The 16,636-nt window shown below is 60.7% G+C and carries 13 protein-coding genes; 3 read left to right on the forward strand and 10 right to left on the reverse strand.

Translation table 11 applies throughout. The features are described from left to right. Positions 1–27 precede the first annotated feature (27 nt). Entirely contained in the window at positions 28–582 is a 555-nt protein-coding gene (gene dcd / locus VGU25_18265) for a dCTP deaminase (GenBank protein ID HEV2579157.1), read from the reverse strand. A 198-nt stretch (positions 583–780) separates the two neighbouring features. Here dcd and VGU25_18270 point away from each other — a divergent pair, with 198 nt between their 5' ends. Then, positions 781–1,050, forward strand: a complete 270-nt coding sequence (locus VGU25_18270; protein ID HEV2579158.1) for an HU family DNA-binding protein — start codon at positions 781–783, stop codon at positions 1,048–1,050. 58 nt (positions 1,051–1,108) lie between these two features. Here the strand turns inward: VGU25_18270 and priA are convergent, their stop codons facing one another. The 3 genes from priA to fbp all read right to left on the reverse strand — a co-directional run bounded on the left by priA (position 1,109) and on the right by fbp (position 6,289). Continuing rightward, on the reverse strand, positions 1,109–3,643 hold the full coding sequence (priA, locus tag VGU25_18275; protein ID HEV2579159.1) for a primosomal protein N': 2,535 nt from the start codon (positions 3,641–3,643) through the stop codon (positions 1,109–1,111). A 681-nt stretch (positions 3,644–4,324) separates the two neighbouring features. Further along, a complete protein-coding gene (locus VGU25_18280; GenBank protein ID HEV2579160.1) occupies positions 4,325–5,275 on the reverse strand; it encodes an alanyl-tRNA editing protein in 951 nt (316 codons plus the stop codon). Between the two features lie 6 nt (positions 5,276–5,281). After that, positions 5,282–6,289 (reverse strand): class 1 fructose-bisphosphatase, encoded by a 1,008-nt coding sequence (gene fbp, locus VGU25_18285; protein ID HEV2579161.1) that lies wholly within the window; start codon positions 6,287–6,289, stop codon positions 5,282–5,284. Positions 6,290–6,353: 64 nt separating this feature from the next. Here fbp and VGU25_18290 point away from each other — a divergent pair, with 64 nt between their 5' ends. Next, positions 6,354–7,661 (forward strand): Xaa-Pro peptidase family protein, encoded by a 1,308-nt coding sequence (locus VGU25_18290; GenBank protein HEV2579162.1) that lies wholly within the window; start codon positions 6,354–6,356, stop codon positions 7,659–7,661. Between the two features lie 66 nt (positions 7,662–7,727). Here VGU25_18290 and VGU25_18295 read toward each other — a convergent pair whose 3' ends face one another. Further along, on the reverse strand, positions 7,728–9,692 hold the full coding sequence (locus VGU25_18295; GenBank protein ID HEV2579163.1) for a CocE/NonD family hydrolase: 1,965 nt from the start codon (positions 9,690–9,692) through the stop codon (positions 7,728–7,730). An 87-nt stretch (positions 9,693–9,779) separates the two neighbouring features. Here VGU25_18295 and VGU25_18300 point away from each other — a divergent pair, with 87 nt between their 5' ends. After that, positions 9,780–10,835, forward strand: a complete 1,056-nt coding sequence (locus tag VGU25_18300; GenBank protein HEV2579164.1) for a hypothetical protein — start codon at positions 9,780–9,782, stop codon at positions 10,833–10,835. A gap of 3 nt (positions 10,836–10,838) precedes the next feature. Here the strand turns inward: VGU25_18300 and holA are convergent, their stop codons facing one another. The 5 genes from holA to VGU25_18325 are packed head-to-tail and all read right to left on the reverse strand — an operon-like array spanning position 10,839 to position 16,635. Beyond that, complete coding sequence (gene holA / locus VGU25_18305) at positions 10,839–11,990, reverse strand: DNA polymerase III subunit delta (GenBank protein HEV2579165.1); 1,152 nt, start codon at positions 11,988–11,990, stop codon at positions 10,839–10,841. Then, positions 11,987–12,526: an LPS assembly lipoprotein LptE gene (gene lptE / locus VGU25_18310; GenBank protein HEV2579166.1), complete on the reverse strand. Its 540-nt coding sequence runs from the start codon at positions 12,524–12,526 to the stop codon at positions 11,987–11,989. The genes holA and lptE overlap by 4 nt, the downstream gene beginning before the upstream one ends. Beyond that, complete coding sequence (locus tag VGU25_18315; protein HEV2579167.1) at positions 12,523–14,280, reverse strand: M1 family metallopeptidase; 1,758 nt, start codon at positions 14,278–14,280, stop codon at positions 12,523–12,525. The genes lptE and VGU25_18315 overlap by 4 nt, the downstream gene beginning before the upstream one ends. A gap of 49 nt (positions 14,281–14,329) precedes the next feature. Beyond that, a complete protein-coding gene (gene bshB1, locus VGU25_18320) occupies positions 14,330–15,073 on the reverse strand; it encodes a bacillithiol biosynthesis deacetylase BshB1 (GenBank protein HEV2579168.1) in 744 nt (247 codons plus the stop codon). An 8-nt stretch (positions 15,074–15,081) separates the two neighbouring features. Beyond that, positions 15,082–16,635 (reverse strand): hypothetical protein, encoded by a 1,554-nt coding sequence (locus tag VGU25_18325; GenBank protein HEV2579169.1) that lies wholly within the window; start codon positions 16,633–16,635, stop codon positions 15,082–15,084. Position 16,636: the final 1 nt, after the last annotated feature.

The raw sequence follows: 16,636 nt of genomic DNA on the forward strand, positions 1-16,636 counted from the left end.
CTGCGGCTGTCGTGCGGAGCCCGTGAGCTAAAGTTTCGGAAGTACGATGCCCTGCTGGCGCTGGTACTTGCCGTTGCGATCGCCATAACTTACCTCACACGCCTCATCGCTCTGGAAGAAGAGTATCTGACAAAGCCCTTCGTTGGCATAGACGCGCGCGGGCAGCGGAGTGGTGTTTGAGATCTCAAGTGTGACAAACCCTTCCCACTCGGGCTCAAACGGGGTTACGTTGACGATGATGCCGCAACGGGCGTAGGTGCTCTTTCCGACGCATATCGTGAGCACATCGCGCGGAATCCGGAAGTATTCAATGGAGCGCGCGAGTGCGAACGAGTTCGGAGGAATGATAACGCTGGGAGCCTGAACCGTCACGAAAGAGCGCTCGTCGAAGGCTTTGGGATCAATGATGGCGCTGTTGACGTTGGTGAAAATCTTGAATTCGTCGGAGACGCGGAGGTCGTAACCGTAGGACGAGAGGCCGTAAGAGATGACACCCTCGCGGACCTGTTTCTCGCTGAAGGGCTCAATCATGCGGTGTTGAAGGGCCTGCTGACGAATCCATTTATCGCTTTTGATCGACATCAATTCTCCCGGACAGACGCGCCGACGGGCGGCCGTGCCCTACTTTGAGAGTAGCTGTATCGCTTTGAGCGTATCTCAAACTACTGTGAGTCCGTTTGACAAGTGAAATCGGGTTACCTAGCATCGGGGTTGCGGCCCGGTTTTCAGTAGTTTGCGAAAGGCGCGTGCCCAGCGAAGACGGAAGGAAGGTGACCGCAGGTGATCAAGCAGGATTTAGTTCAGCGCATCGTAGAGCGCACCGGCTTGCCCCGTACCAAGGCGGAGGCCGCGGTAGACGCTATCTTCGAAGGCATGAAAAAGGCGCTTGGCCGCTCAGACAGAATTGAGCTGCGAGGTTTTGGGGTGTTTACCGTGAAACCGCGGAAGACCGGCGTGGGGAGGAATCCGCGCACGGGGGCCGAGGTCAGCATTTCACCGGGAAGCGCGGTCCGGTTCAAGCCGGGCAAAGAGCTGCACCTGGTCGGGTAGTTTGCTGCCCACTCATACGCTGCGCGTATGAATGGGGCACCCCGGCGTTCGCTGAAAACTACATCAGGTGAAGTGCGTCGACGTCGATCGTGACGTTGCGGCGCGGGATATTTGCGGCTTCGATGTGGGCCAGAATGCTGCGGAGCAGGGCGCTGAGGGCGTCACGGCGCTCGGATTTCAGCAGCATGTGATAGCGGTAGATGCGCTTGATGCGCGGAATCGGTGCGGGCGCGGGGCCAAGGATGCGCACGCTTTCGGGGCGATTGGCGGCGAGCCAACGGGCGAGTTGCGTGCTGATGGCGAGGACCTCTTCGAGCTGCTCGCTTTGGATGAGCACGTTGGCGAGCGCGGCGAAGGGCGGGTAGCGCATGGCGCGGCGGAAGTACATTTCGCGCGCGGCGAAGCCGGTGTAGTCGTGCTCGCGGGCGAATTTGTTGACGTAGTGGTCGGGCTGGTAGGTCTGGACGAGGACGCGGCCGGGTTTGTCGCCGCGGCCGGCGCGGCCGCTGACCTGCGTGAGGAGCTGGAAGACGCGCTCGGCGGCGCGGAAGTCAGGAAGGCCGAGGGCGAAATCAGCACCGACGACACCGACGAGGGTGACACCGTGAATGTCGTGGCCCTTGGCGATCATCTGCGTGCCGACGAGGAGGTTGATCTCGCCGGAGTGCAGGCGCTGGAGGATGCGCTCCATGTCGCCGCGCGTGCGGACGGTGTCGCGGTCCATGCGGCCGATCCGCGCGTTGGGGAAGAGCTCCTGGAGGCGCTCTTCGCCTTGCTGTGAACCTGCTCCGAGGAAGAAGAGATGTTCGCTATTGCACTTCGGGCAGTGGCTGGGAACGCCGCGCCGGAAGCCGCAGTAGTGACACTCGAGGCGAGCGCCGACGCGTGCGGGGCCGCTGAGGTCTGATTCGTCAGAGTGCTTGTGGTAGGTGAGCGAGATGGCGCAGTTTTCGCATTCGATCTTTTCGCCGCAGGAACGGCACATGACGACGAAGGAGTAGCCGCGGCGATTGAGGAGGATGATGACCTGCTCGTTGCGGTCTAGCGTGGACTGAGTTTCTTCGATGAGCTGGCGAGCGAAGAGCTGCTCCTGTCCGGTTTCGCGGAACTCGGCGCGCATGTCGATCATTTCGACGGTGGGAAGCGGGCGGGACTGAACGCGCTCGAGCATCTCGATGCGCGCGTAGCGGCCGCGCTCGGCGTTGTTCCAGGATTCCAGCGAGGGTGTGGCGGAGCCGAGGACGACTGGTATGCCGAGAAGTTTGGCGCGCATTACGGCGACGTCGCGGGCGTGGTAGCGCGGGGTTTCTTCCTGCTTATAGGAGCCGTCGTGCTCTTCGTCGACGAGGATGAGGCCGAGTGCTGGCATGGGCGCGAAGACGGCGCTGCGCGTGCCGACGACGATGCGGGCCTCGCCGCGGCGAATGCGGTGCCACTGCTCGGCGCGCTCGTCGGGCGTGAGCTGCGAGTGGAGGAGGGCGACTTCGGAGCCGAAGGCTGCGACCATTTGGGCGGCGGTTGCGGGCGTGAGGCCGATTTCGGGGACGAGGAGGAGCGCGGATTTGTTGTTAGCGAGAGCGCGTTGCATCGCGGCAACGTAGACGGCGGTCTTGCCGGAGCCGGTGACGCCGTAGAGCAGGTGCGGCGCAAAGGTGTTGCGCTGCATGGCGGCGACGATGCTGGCGAGGGCTTCTGTTTGAGATTCGTTGAGGGTGTGCTCGTGCGCGAAGCGCTTGCCGTGCGTGGCGAGCGAGGTGACGTGGAAGGCCTGCGCGGCTTCTTCGAGGCGGATGAGGCCGCGGCGCACGAGCGTGTTGACGGTGGAGTCGGGAACGCCGCGGCGAGAGAGGCGCGTGCGCAGTTCGCGAAGGAGTTCACGGCCGCCGCAGCCGGCGAGTTCGGCCATGACGGCGAGTTGGTTGTCGTTGAGCTTGGGCAGGCGTTTGTTAGGTTGTGAGGCTTCGGGGGTTTGCTCGGCCGATTCACTTTCAAGGACGGCGACGGTTTCGAGGCGGCGGGCGTCGCGCTGTTCGGTGAGGGGTTCGCGGAGGAGCCAGCGCTTCTTCACCATCGCGTCGAGCATGGCTTTGTTTGCGCCGGTGGCGGAACGAATGGCGGAGAGCTTGGCGGACTCGCCGGGCTCGAGGTAGTTGAGGACGGCGTACTCGCGGTTCTGGTCTTCGGGGCTGAGGCGCGAACGCCGCGAGGAGCCTTTCACGGAGCCTTCGTAGAGGACGTTGCGGCCCTGCTCGGCGATGCGGTAGACCCAGTGGCGGCGGACCTCGGCGGTGAGTGGAAGCATGCCGCGAAGGACTTCACCAAGCGGCGCGCAGTAGTACTGCGCGATCCAGCGGGCGAGTTCGAGGAGCTCGGGTGAGAGCAATGCGGCGTCGTCGAGGAGGCGCTCGATGCGTTTGGTCTCGATCTCGGGCGCGGGTGGGTTGTCATGCAGGGCGACGACAACGCCGAGGAGGCGCTGGCCGGAAAAGGGGACGAGGACGCGTGCGCCGACTTCGGCGGTGAGATCGCCGAGCGAGTAGGTGAAGGCGCGGTCGAGAGGGACCGGCAGCGCGACGTCAGCGTAGAGGGGCACGAGTTCTAGTTTAGGTGGACATGATGGGCCGGACTGTTGAGATCGCGAATCAGCGTGGGCATTGATGGTGTCTAACGAGACAGTTGGGTCTAAACTCCGCTCATGCACTCTTTGACTTCGCTCGAAGAAGCAAACCAAGTGACAGCAGTTCGGCTCTGCGAGAAACGACAGAAGTCTTTGCCCGGAGACTTATTTCGTCTCTCCCCTGTACCAGGAGTCTTTGCGTGGGGCCGGCATATCAAGACGACGAAGTTCTTCGGAACGGACTTCGATTCGTCTCTGGTGTACATCTATGACGCTGTCGGTCCGGAGCGCCCGAGTCGAGAACATTTGCGCCCGTCAAATCTGCTGCTTGGACCTGCTGTGGTTAACCATCTTGGTTGGTCACGCGGCTATTGGGAGATTATCTGCAGCGAGCCGATCAGTAAGCCTGACGTGCTGCGTCGGCATTTGTTCGTGAGATATCGCGGAACCGGTGCCAAAGATTACGAAATCGTTGATGAAAATGGCCGAAAGGTGCAGCGAGGGAACTTCTTGAGGCCGATTGACCCGCGTAGCTTGATGCATGCGGGTTTTTTCGAACTTCAACCATATCGACTGGCTTGTGCGAGGAATTCTAGAAGAACGAGGAGTTATATCCAGGTCCTAGCGCAAGCATAATGGGCAGCTGGAATATACGGTTCAGCCGCGCGGGGTGAGAGCAGCGGTCAGTTTCTTGATCTCTTTCGCTTGTGCCTTCTTGTCTTCGAGGAGTTTTTCGACGCGATCCGGAACGTCGGCGCGGGAGACGGTGAGGGTGCGGGCGACGGTGTCGAGGAGCGTGTAGTCGCGGCGGGCGGAGCGGATGGCGCGGAGGCCGCAGACGAACTCCACGCGCCAGCCGTTGCGGACCTTTTCGACCCGGCGGAGGAGGATGGAGCCGATCTCGCCGGTGCTGCGGACGTGGGTGCCGCCGCAGGCGTTGAACTCGATGCCCTGCATTTGAACGATGCGGAAGGGGCCTTCGAGCGGCGGGAGCTTGCGGAGGTCGCCGCGCGCGAGCATCTGTTCGGCCAGTGGTCGCTCGACCCAGTGGGTGATGAGTGGACGGTTCTCGTAGACGACTCGGTTGGTGGTTTCTTCGACGCGGCGGAGATCCTCTTCGCTAAGCTTGTCCATCCCTTCGGGGAGGGTAAGGTCGATGGTGGAGCTTTCGGCGCCGAGGTGGAACGAGACGGTGCGCGCGTTGAGCTCGCGCAGGAAGATGGCGGAGAGGAGATGCTGGCCGGAGTGCTGCTGCTCGTGGTCGGTGCGGCGGTCGAAGTCGATCTTGCCGGTGATCTCGGTGCCTTCGGTGAGGGGTTTGCGGACGAAGTGCCAGACTTCGCCGGATTCATCTTCCAGGACGCGCTCTACGGGGATCTCAAGCGTAGTGCCGCTGGGCGCGGTGGCGATGAGGACGCCGATGTCCCAGGGTTGGCCGCCGCCTTCCGGGTAGAAGGCGGTGCGGTCGAGCGCGACCTGCCAGAGCTGTGCGGAGTCGGGCGGCGCAGCGGGATCTTTGTCGACGAGGCGGATGTCGCTGATATGTGCGGTGAACTCGAGGATAGGCGAGTCGTAATAGAGGCGCTGGGAGGTGGTTTGCGTGGGCATTAAATCTCAGCCTTCTTTCCTTACATATGCAGCTTCTTTTGCCACGAGAGACTGCAGGGCTTCGACTTCGACGCGGCTCCCGACGACGAAGGAAGTGCGCTGATGGATGGATTCGGGTTGGAGATCGAGGATGCGGTGTTCGCCGTTGATGGCGGCGCCACCGGCCTGCTCAGCGATGAAGGCGAGTGGGTTGGCTTCGTAGAGGAGACGGAGCTTGCCTTTCAACGCCTTTTGTGTGGGCGGGTAGAGGAAGACGCCTCCTTTGAGGAGCGTGCGATGGAAGTCTGCGACGAGGCTGCCGATGTACCGCGAGCTGTAGGCCTGGCCGTTGAGCTGGCCGCGACGGAGGCGATTGACGAACTGCTGATAGGGAAGCGGCCATGTGGTCTCATTCGCTTCGTTTGTGGAGTAGTAGGGGCCTTGCTCGGGCATGTGCATCTCTTCGTTGGTGAGGACGAAGGCGCCAATGGAGTGATCGAGTGTGAAGCCGTGCACGCCGTTGCCGGCGGTGTAGACCAGCATCGTGGATGGGCCGTAGACGACATAACCGGCGGCGACCTGCTTGTGACCGGGTTGCAGGATGGCGGTTTCGAGGTTTTCGCCAGGGAGCCGTTTATGGATGCTGAAGATGGTACCGACGTTGACGTTGACGTCGATGTTGGAGGAGCCATCGAGCGGGTCGAAGACGACGATGTATTTGCCTGATTCGGGGTCGGCGTTGATGATGACCGGTTCTTCGTTTTCTTCGCTGACGAGCGCGGCGACCGAGTCGCGACCGCCGAGAGTGTGGAGAAGAACTTCATTGGCGTAGACATCGAGCTTCTGCTGAACCTCGCCCTGGACGTTTATGGAGCCCTTCGCGCCGAGGGTGTCGCTTAGTCCACCGAGGCGGATCTTGGCTTCAACCATCTTGGTGGCGAGCGTGATACCGCTGAGCAGCCAGGAGAAGGTGCCGCTGGCCTCTTTGAAGTTTTCCTGCTGTTGGCGGATGTGCTGCTGCACGCTGGTGATCATGGGGGCAGATAGCTCCTGAGGCTCCTGATATTAGGGTATTCGGTGGTGCGCCTACAATGCAGGGATGTTCTCGAGGCGAAAATTTGTTCTTTATACGGCTGCGGGTGCGCCCACATTTGCTTTGGATGCGCAGAAGCGCGGCGGTCAGGCGGCGCTGTGTCCCGCGTGTCCCGAGGAGGGCCTGCCGGCGCCGATTATGGCGCTGACGGACCGGCGCAAGGACATTGTGCCGATCACGGTGAGTGAGCGGAACTCTCGGCTGGACCGCGCGCGAGACCTGATGACGGCGACCAAGATTGATGCGATTGTGATTACGACGGGGGCATCGCTGGTGTATTACACCGGTGCGCATTGGGGGCAGTCGGAGCGGCTGTTTTGTTATGTGCTGCCGCGGGCGGCCGCGCCGTTTCTGATATGTCCGGCGTTTGAACGGGATCGCGCGGCGGAGCTGCTGGCGAACTTTCCCGAGCGAGAGTCGACGCTATCGTACTTCTGGCAGGAGAACGAAAGCCCATTTGACTTGATGCGGCGAGCGCTCAGCGAATCGGCCGTGAAGACCGGGAATCTGGGAATTGAGGAGCACACGCAGTTTGAGTTTTCGCATGCGATGGCGAAGGCGTGTCCGGCGATGACGATTGTGTCGGCGACACCGGTAACCGCGGGTTGCAGGATGATCAAGTCGGCGGCGGAGTTGGCGCTTCTGAAGCTGGCGAATGAGATTACGTTGAGCGTGTATCGGGCGGTGTATCAGTCGTGCGCACCGGGTGATACGAACCGGCGTGTGACGGAGCTGATCGACAAGGCGTATGCGCGCTGCGGTGTGCATGGCGAGGCTTCGCTGAATGTGGGGCCTTATTCAGCGGTGCCGCACGGAAGCGCGCAGACGCAGACGATACGCGAAGGCGACATTGTGATGGTCGACGATGGATGCACGTGCGATGGATATACATCGGACATTACGCGGAGTTGGGTCTACGGGAAAGCGAGCGATGAGCAGCGCAAGGTGTTTGATATCGTGCACCGCGCGCAGAGTGCAGCGCTGGCCGCGGCGCGACCGGGCGTAGAAGCGCAGGCTGTCGATGCGGCGGCACGCAAGGTGATTGCGGATGCAGGCTATGGGCCGGGGTATGACTACTTCACGCATCGCGTGGGCCACGGCATCGGGCTGGACATGCATGAGTGGCCGTATCTCGTGCAGGGAAATACGACCTTGTTGCAGAAGAGCATGGTGTTCTCAGATGAGCCGGGGATCTACCAGCGTGGGAAGTTCGGTGTGCGGCTTGAGGACGACATGCACATAACGGAGAACGGTGCGGAGTTGTTTACGCCGCAGAGCCCGAGCCTGGAGAAGCCGTTCGATCAAGCTTCCTGATTTTGGGTCGGAAGGGAAGAGCCGCCGGTGATTGCCCGGCGGCTCTTCCCTTCGCGTGCGTCGAGGTTAGCGCGGCATCACAAGCAGCTCGATACCGCTGGCTGCGTCGGCTTGATGGAAGATGGTTTCTGTTGCTTTGTGAAAGTCCTCGGGTTTCGCTTTGTAGATATCCATGAAGACCTGAGGATTGCGATCGACGAGCGGGAACCACGAGCTCTGAATCTGCACCATGATGCGATGCCCCTTCAGAAACGTGTGGTTGATGTCCTGCATCGTGAAGTCGACGTCTGTCACTTTGCCGGGCGTGAGCGGCTCGGGGTGCTCCCATGAGTTCCGGAATTTCGCGCGGAAGGGTTCGCCGCGAACGAGCATCTGGTAGCCCTGCAAGAAGACAGGAGGCGCGCCGGTGACGCGCTTTCCTTCGTTCTCCTCGTCTGGAGCTTTGTAGTTTTCGGGATAGACGTCGATGAGCTTCACGATGAAGTCGGAATCCGTTCCGGTCGAGGTGATCTTCAGGTGCGGCTTGATTGGACCGACGACCGTGACGTCTTGCGTGAGCGGCTCGGTCTGGTAGACGAGGACGTCTCCGCGGTGTGTGGCGAAGCGCTGATCGTCATCCATGTAACGCTGCGGGACATCGGTGTCTGTGATGTACGGCACAAACGGTACCGGATGTGCAGGATCACTGACGTACTGATCGCTGCTGGCGGTTGCGGTAGGCGCGGACCACGAAAGCCTGCCGTCATGCTGAAGGTAGAGAGTTTTGGAGACAGCCTGCTTCGGCGGCCATGAGCCGTACTTCTTCCAGACATCGGAGCCGGTTTCGAAGGTGTACGCCTTTGGCAGAGCTGTCCATGGCTTGTCCTTTAGCCAGTGTGCAAAGAATGGAGCTTCGATATTGTCGCGATAGAAAGCTGAGGGGCTGTCGGGGAAGGTGATGTCGCCGAGACGATTGCCGGGGCCGCGCGACCATCCACCATGCACCCACGGGCCCTCGACGAGAGTGTTCTCCGGGGCGTCAGGGCTGAGCTTCTCGATGGAGTGAAAAAGCTTCACGGGGCCGGCGAGATCCTCGGCATCGAACAAGCCGCCGACCTCAAGCACAGCGGCTTTTACACCGTGCATGTGCGGCGTGAGATTGCGGATCTGCCAGTAATCGTCGTAGGTAGTGTGCGCGACCTGGTCGTGAAAGTACGGGTTAGTGCCTCCTGCGGGCGAGTCGAGGTTCGCGAGCGTGTCCATATGGAGGTAGTAGGTGTAGGCGTCGTGTGTGGGGAACTCGAATTTATTCTTCGATTCTTTCGTGAGCGGGTTCTTCTGCGGCGCAAAGAAAGGCGCGTAGAAGGAATGGTTGGCGTCGAGCATGAACGCTCCGCCGTGGTAGGAATCGTCACCCATCCAAAGATCCATGATGGGAGCCTGCGGGCTTGCGGCCTTGATGGCAGGATGGCTGTCGACGATGCTGGCCGCGGCGTAAAAACCGGGATAGCTGATTCCGAGAATGCCCACCTTAGCGTTGTTGTTGGGAATATTTTTCAGAAGCCAATCGACCGTGTCGTACATGTCTGTCGATTCGTCGATACCTTTGCCGTCCTTTGAGGGCGTCATCTCAAGCCAGTGACCTTCGCTGTCCCAGCGGCCACGCACATCCTGGCAGACGAGGATGTAGCCGTCATGGATGAGGTTGAGATTGTTTGTGACATGCGGCTGAAGGACATTGTTACCGTAGTTGCCGCAACTGTATGGCGTGCGCGACATGAGGAACGGATACGGGCCGTGGTCGGCGAACTGCTCTGAAATGGGCGTGTACACGACGGTGTAAAGCTTGACGCCATCGCGCATCGGCACGCGGTACTCGTGCTTGGTGTAGTGGGATTTGTAGAACTCGTCGAGCTGACGCCGCTGGTCTGGCTGCGAAGGCTGGCTCAAGGACGGCGAGGCCGGAGGTGTGGGGGTTTGCGCGAAGCCGAGGCCCATCGAAGTGAAGAGAAAAATTGCTGCGATTGCGTGCCCGCTTCGAGCAAGCGCCATTCGAAATCCTCCATGGATGCTGTCTGTTTTGGCTGCAAAAGGATTGTAGCTGTTTGCGCCACGGTGGCTTTGAGATAATGCGGTTCGATGCTGTGGCCGAATGCCATTGCGAGGGCTACGTTGCAGACCTGCGTATGGGCCGGTGTGCTGCTGGCACCGTGCTGCCGGGCGCAACAGGACGAGAAGCCCGTGTTTACGCTGAAGGTGTATACGAACCTCGTGCAGGTGCCTACGCTCGTGCTGGACCACGACCGGCAACCGCTTCCGCCGATCGACTTTCGCCGCTTTCTCGTGAGCCTGGATCAAGGCAAGAAGTTCGTGCCAACCAACGTGCGGATGGAGGGCGAAGACCCGCTGGAGTTGGCAATTCTGCTGGATGTGAGCGGGTCGCAGCGGCATCTGATCGAGAGCTTCGCGGATGCGGTTGGGGGGATGGCAGCGAAGTCGCTGCACGCGCAGGACCACGTATCAATCTACGCCTTGAACTGTAGCCTGATTCGCTCAGCGCTGCTGGTGCCGGCCGAACCTGAGCGCGTTAAGGACGCGGTTCAAAGGGCGCTGAGTGCGCCCGGGTTGAACACGACCAAGAGTGGCGCCACATGCCGCGATCATGTGTATCTGTTGGGTGCGATGGTTGCGGTGGTGAAGGAGTTGAGGGGAAGCCCGGGACGCCCCGTGGTGCTTGTCGTCAGCGGAGGAGGGGATTCGGGGAGCACAATCACCTGGAGCGGACTGCACACCTTTGCTGCGGGCGAAGGCGTTGCGCTGTTCGGGATGAACGATGGCTATTCAGATCCGCAAAGTGTGTGGAGAGCTGAGACGACAGATCCCTTCCGTGGCCTGTGCGAATCGACCGGTGGCATTGTGATGGAGGCGAGTGGCCGCGATCTGCAGAAGAGATTGCAGCAGTGGATTGCAATGCTGCGTAATCGCTACGTTGTGGAGTTCCCACGTCCGCAGCAGTTGAGCACAGGAGCGCACAACATCGAAGTCTCGGTTAAGCGGGACGGCCTGGCGTTTGTGACGCTTGCGGGTGTTTCGGTGAGTTTGCCTGACCCGAAGGTGACGAGTGATCCGAACTACATACCGTCACAACAGGGTGCGGATATTCCGGTGGGCACCAGGCGCCCACCTCAGCACTGAAGATTAGGCGTCCATCAAGCGATCCGTGCCAGGCTGTTGGACAGTCGCGAGGCGAAGCACGAGCCGCTCAAGCACGAGGCGTTTGTCTGCGGGGTTGGAGCGGAGCTCTGCGTCTGCGCGGGCGATGAGCTCAATGCCGCGCGTGAGCTCGGAGCGGTCACGATAGCGCCGCGCCTGCGCGATGAGCGCGTCCGCCGCGAACGGAGCTACGCGGAACCCAGGCCAGAGAACCTGCCAGATCGCGCGCTGATCCCGTACCTGCTTCTCGTTCAAGACGAGCATTTGGCGGAAGGTTTTGGCGAGAGAGAAGACATGGCCAATAGAAGCGTCTTCTCCGGCCTCGCTGGCATTCAGCAGGCCATGCAGCAGAGCAACGGCGCGCGGTGCATCCTTGGCGCTGATCGCGTCGGTTAGTTCATAGAGGCTGCGCTGCTTTGCGGCAGAGACCATGGTCTCGACGTCGGCGAGCTCGATGGAAGATGAATTTTGCGACTCCGCATAAAGGATGAGTTTCGAGAGCTCGCTTTGGAGCGTGAGCATTTCGGCGCCGAGTGCATCGACGAGTTCGCGCGCAGCGTCTTCAGCAAGACGGATCTTTTGCGAAGCGGCTTCGCGGATCGCCCACTGGACGGCGTCGTCGTCGCTGACGCGCTGCAACTCGATGATGCCGCAGGCGTCGCCCAGTGTTTCGCGGATCTTTTCTGCGCGCTCTTTGTCCTGCATGTCCATGGTGCGCAAGTCCTGCGGCAACCGGACATGGTCGGCGATGAAGATGATGAGAGCCTGGGGATTCGGACGGCGAAAGTAGTCGTCAATTGCGGCAAACTCGTCCTTCTTCTGTCCGCGTCCGTAGAGGGTCTTTACATTGCGGATGAAGATGACTTGAAACGGCGCCATCAGAGAGGGCGTTTGTGCAAGGTCGAGTGCTTCAAAGATGGATGTCTCGACGAGGTCAAGATCGTGCAGGCAGAAGTCGCGAAGATCGGCGGGGACGAGAGCATCGAGGACGCCGCGTCGTGCGCGCTGCAGCAGGAATGCATCGTCACCGAGGAGGACGTATCCAGGGCGGCGAGCATCGGAAGCGGCTTCGGAGAGGAAGCGCTCGACTGCGGCGAAGCTTCGCAGGCCGGCGCTCGGATTGGAGGAAGCGCTCATCGGAACGACTCCATCATGTCACTGACGAGAGCCTGCGCGAAATCGCGAGCCATTCGGCGGACGGCCGCCGAGTCCTCCTGCACGAAGCCGGACAGATCCTGGGTTGACTGATACTGCTCACGCCATGCGAAGGCGCTGTTGCGATAAAGCACGGTTCCATCGTGGCCGACGAGTGCGACGTCGGCAGTGATGGTGACGAGGTAACTCGACGTCTGCCCGCTCGATGCGTCATAGGTGAGCGGCGTAATCGCCTGCGTGAGAATCGTTCCCCGCAGCGTTGCGTCGGAGCCTTGATCCGTAGCAGGCGTGCTTGCGTTTACGTTTGTGAGGACGCGGTAGCGCGTGCGTGTGTTGAGCTCGCGCACAACTGCTTCGGTGAACGCCGTTTCGCTGTTGTACGCCTGCACCTTCGATTGAAAGATGGGCACGGATACCGTGCGGACATCAGCGGGCACATGGGTGGCCGAGCCAACCTGACGGTAGCCGCATCCTGCAAGCGGAAGAAGAATTGCGACGGCCAGGAGCTTCAGGTTCATTGGACTCTTACACCTGCCGACAAGACGACGTCCGTGTGACTGACGCCGACGTAATAGTGGTCAGTGTCGACGTGAAACTCATCGGCAGTTCCGTTCCAGGGCATTGTTTGCCAGGTCGAGGTGTTTGGAGTGATCTTCGACCAGTGATTCGGATCGCCGACCTGGATTGGCATCGCGAACCCGGTTTCGTCGGCCTTCCAGCGGTAGCTCATGGTCTTGTCGCCGGGGTTAAAACGTAGTTCCAGGACGGGCAGCTCGGCGCGCCGCAGGTACTCGTCGAAGAACGGGGTGAGGTTCATGCCGGTGCGCTGATTCCACCAGCGGATGACGTCCTCGGTCATGATCGTCTGATACTTGAACTGCTGATAGAAGTCGTGGACATCGGCCCACCACTTCGTATCGTCATTGATGATGCTGCGAAGGGTGTTGAGCATGAGAGCGGCCTTGAAGTATTGGTCCTGCGGAGGCTCGGCGTTCGTGTTGTGCGGCGGAATAATCGGACGCTCGTTGTGCACCTTGGGCTTGAGGCCGTTGATGTATTTGATCGCATCGTCTTTGCCCCAGCGGTATTCGACGTACATGTCTTCCATGTAGGTCGTCCATCCCTCATGAATCCACATATCGGAGCGGTCCTGAGCTGTGATTGCGTTGCCAAACCATTCGTGCCCGCTCTCGTGAATGATGATGAAGTCGAACTTCATGCTGATGCCGACGCCGGTCCAGTCACGGCCGTAGTAGCCGTTCTCGAAGTGATTGCCGTAGGCGACCGCTGTCTGGTGTTCCATGCCGGCGTAGGGCACTTCGATGAGCTTGTAGCCGTCTTTGTCGAACGGATATTCGCCCAGATAGTGCTCGTAGGCATCGAGCATCGTGGGAACCTGCGCGAACTGTACCTTGGCCTTCGCGAGATCTTCCGGCAGCGCATAGAAGTCGAGCGTCGTCTTGCCGTGCGGCGGAAGTGTGAAGTGCTGATACTCGCCGATGTTCAGCGCTACGTCGTAGTTGTTGATGGGATAGTGCACGTGCCAGCGCCACTCGGTATACCCGTCGCCGAGGTCATGAGAGCCTTCGAAGCGCCCGTTGGAGACATCTGTGAGCCCGTTCGGAACGGCGACGTCGATCTCCATGCCGTCCTGCGGCTCGTCCTTCCACTGGTCTTTGTTTGGCCACCAGACGCTGGCGCCTTCTTCTTCGCACGCGGTGGTGATCCAGGGCTTGCCTTCCTTGTCCTTGTCGAAGGAGAAGCAGCCGAACCGCCCTTGAGTGACGGGATGCCCGGAGTACGAGAAGACGACCTCGTAGCTCTTGCCCCTGTGGAGTGTCTCGGGGAAGTCGATGTAGAGGGTGCGTGTGTCGCCGTCTCGCGTGTATTGCAGCGGCTTGCCATTGAATGTAATGGCATCGATCTTCAGTGTAGGCGTGAGGTCCAGCTGAATCCGCGTTCCGTCCTCGAGCATGCGAAAGCGAATGGTGTTCGAGCCTTTGATGGTCTTTGTGTCCGGATCGACTCGCAGTTTGAGGGCGTAGGAGAGCAGATCGTTATTTGCACGATAAGGACCGTAGGCACCACGAAGGAAATCGTCCTTTGTTGGCGGCTTGAGGACGTCGAGCTGGCGAGCGCGCTGCGCTGCGGATGTGGAACCGGGAGTCGTTGTTGTGCTTTGCGCGGAATTCTGTGCAGAGCTCTGCGCCAGTGCGAGCGGGACCCAGAGGCCCGCCAGCAGAGATCCCCACCACAATTTACGGAGCTTCATGCTTTCAGGATATCGCCTGCCCGACCATGCAAGTTGTCGATGGGGAATGTTAGATGCTTTGGACCGGGAGCATCATCAGATCGTCGACGAGCGAGACCTCGCGCTGCACGAACGGCTCGGCATAGCGGACGCCGGCAAGCAGGCCGTAGTGGCGGGCGGTGGCAAAGGTCCGCTCGCGGATGTCGTCCTCCGGGACGAAGAGGCCGGAGCCCGTAGATTGCTCGCCGTATTGCGAGCGATACGCCAGCAGGGCTGCGAGGCGGGTCTCGACATGCGGGGTGATATCGACCACGAAGGTCGGACGGACGTCCGCGTACAGTGAGGCGTAGAGGATCTTGTATGGGCGGTGCGGCGGGCCGTGTTCTGGCGGGAGATCGAGCTTGGAAAGCCCGGCCGCGAAACAGGCTTCGTAGCCGAGAGTCGCAGTCGTGTAGTGATCCGGATGCCGCCCCTGCCAATACGGAAGGATGACGACACGGGGACGAAGGCGGCGAAGAACAGCGGCGATCTTCAGCCGGTTTTCGCGGGTGTTCTCAACGTTGCCGTCGGGCAGGTCGAGCGCCTCGCGATGACTGACGCGCAAAATGCGTGCAGCGGCGGCGGCTTCACGCGCACGATCTTCAGCCGTTCCCCGGGTTCCCGACTCGCCTTGAGTCAGATCGAGGATGCCGGTGTTCCAGCCGAGCGCTTGCTGAGCGAGTAATGTTCCGCCGCAGGTCTGCTCCACATCATCGCGATGGGCCGCGATGGCGAGGATGTCCACCGTGGTCTGCGAAAGATCTCCGGTGGACATGGGTGAGCTCAGTTCGCGCTGTTAGTCAGCGCGTCCATGTAGGCCACGTCGAGGACCGTGCCCTGGATGGTGAGATTGGTGTTATTGATCTCCGTGCCGGCGGCTGGTGTGGTGCCTACGGCGGGGTCGTTTTCAGCGGTAATGGCCCCGCCCGTATAAAAGGCGTGAATCTGACCGCCGTACGCCGTAAATACCTTGTGGAAGTCCTGCACCCAGCAAAGGCCGGTCAGGTCGCCGTAGTAGTACTGGTTCTGATTGGTGTTCGGGTAGGGAACAGTAGTTGTTCCGCCTGGCGTCACGTTAGGAATAACGGTGGCCGTGCCCACGGGGCCGCCACCGCCAAGGTTCACCATCGTCAGGCAGTTGTAGTTCTGCCCGGTGGCAGCGCGTTCTCCGCTGGCGCACTGTTGTGAGCCGACCCAGAGCGTGTTGTCGTCGGCGAACAGCAGCTTGGTGTGCGTGCCGTCGGAGATGGAGACCGGCTGCGAAACCGAGTAGTTGCTCAGGTTGACCGCAGTCAGGTAGCCGGTAAAGAGGCCGTCGGCTCGCGGAGTCGAATTCAACGCGCCACCTGTTCCCAGGCTATAGAGCGACTGTCCGGCTACATACAGAGTCGTCCCGTTGGAGAGTGCAGTGGTTGCTCCGCCGGGAATGGGAACGGGATTGGGCACGCCGATGCTCGCCAACGGCGAAGGAGCCGACGACGAGAGCGGGTTGACCGTCGGGATATTGTCGTAGAGCAGCGCGCTCGATTGCAGAACGGTGATACCCGATGTAGTTCCGCCGCACTCCGGACCGCAGTTCAGGATGTAAACGCTGTTGCCATCGAGCGAGAAGCTCGCGTCTGTCGGACGGTCGTAGGTGCCGGCCACCGGGACGACGCAGAAGACCGGAAGCAGTTGCGGCTCGCAATCGACCGCTCCAGGCGGCACTACGGGATTGCTGCTGGCCGGCAGCTTGACCACGCGATAGAGCGTGTTGGAGTTTCGCACCATCGCCAGAATGATGGAGACGCCCTGGTTCACAGCGACCTTATAGACGTTGGGCAGATTGAGCGCGTACGTCGCGCCGCCATTGGATACGTAAACCTGGCTGTTCACAGAGGATGCAGCGGCGAACAGCGAGCCATCGTAAGCCGCTCCCACCGAGGCAGGATCCGGCGTGAAGGTTGCCGCGGTTCCAGCGCTCGCCTCGGTGCTGTAGTTGATGCCGATGAGTGTTCCCGCCGTGTAGGAGAGCACGTATCCGTGGGTCTGTTCCGGGAAGTTGAGGATCTCAGTCGGCTCCGGGGCAGAGAAGCCGGAGATCGGGAAGCTCAGCTTTGTGTTCTGGATATTTCCGCGAAGATCGCGTTGGCCGTCAAGTATTTGTGCTCCGCCGGCAGCGCCGCCGTTGGTGTACGTTGCCAGAACGCGCTGAAGCATCTGGCTGGGCGGGATGGGCCGGCCTGCGAAGTTGTACTCTGGAGTTTTATAGAGGACCTTGCACGCAGTCAGTGTCAGCGTGAGGGCGGTCAGAAAAATGCCCGCAACAAGCTGGGCTGCGATCTTGCGATTCTTCAAC

It is taken from the genome of Acidobacteriaceae bacterium (assembly GCA_035944135.1).
In the GTDB taxonomy this organism is placed as follows: Bacteria; Acidobacteriota; Terriglobia; order Terriglobales; family Acidobacteriaceae; genus Granulicella.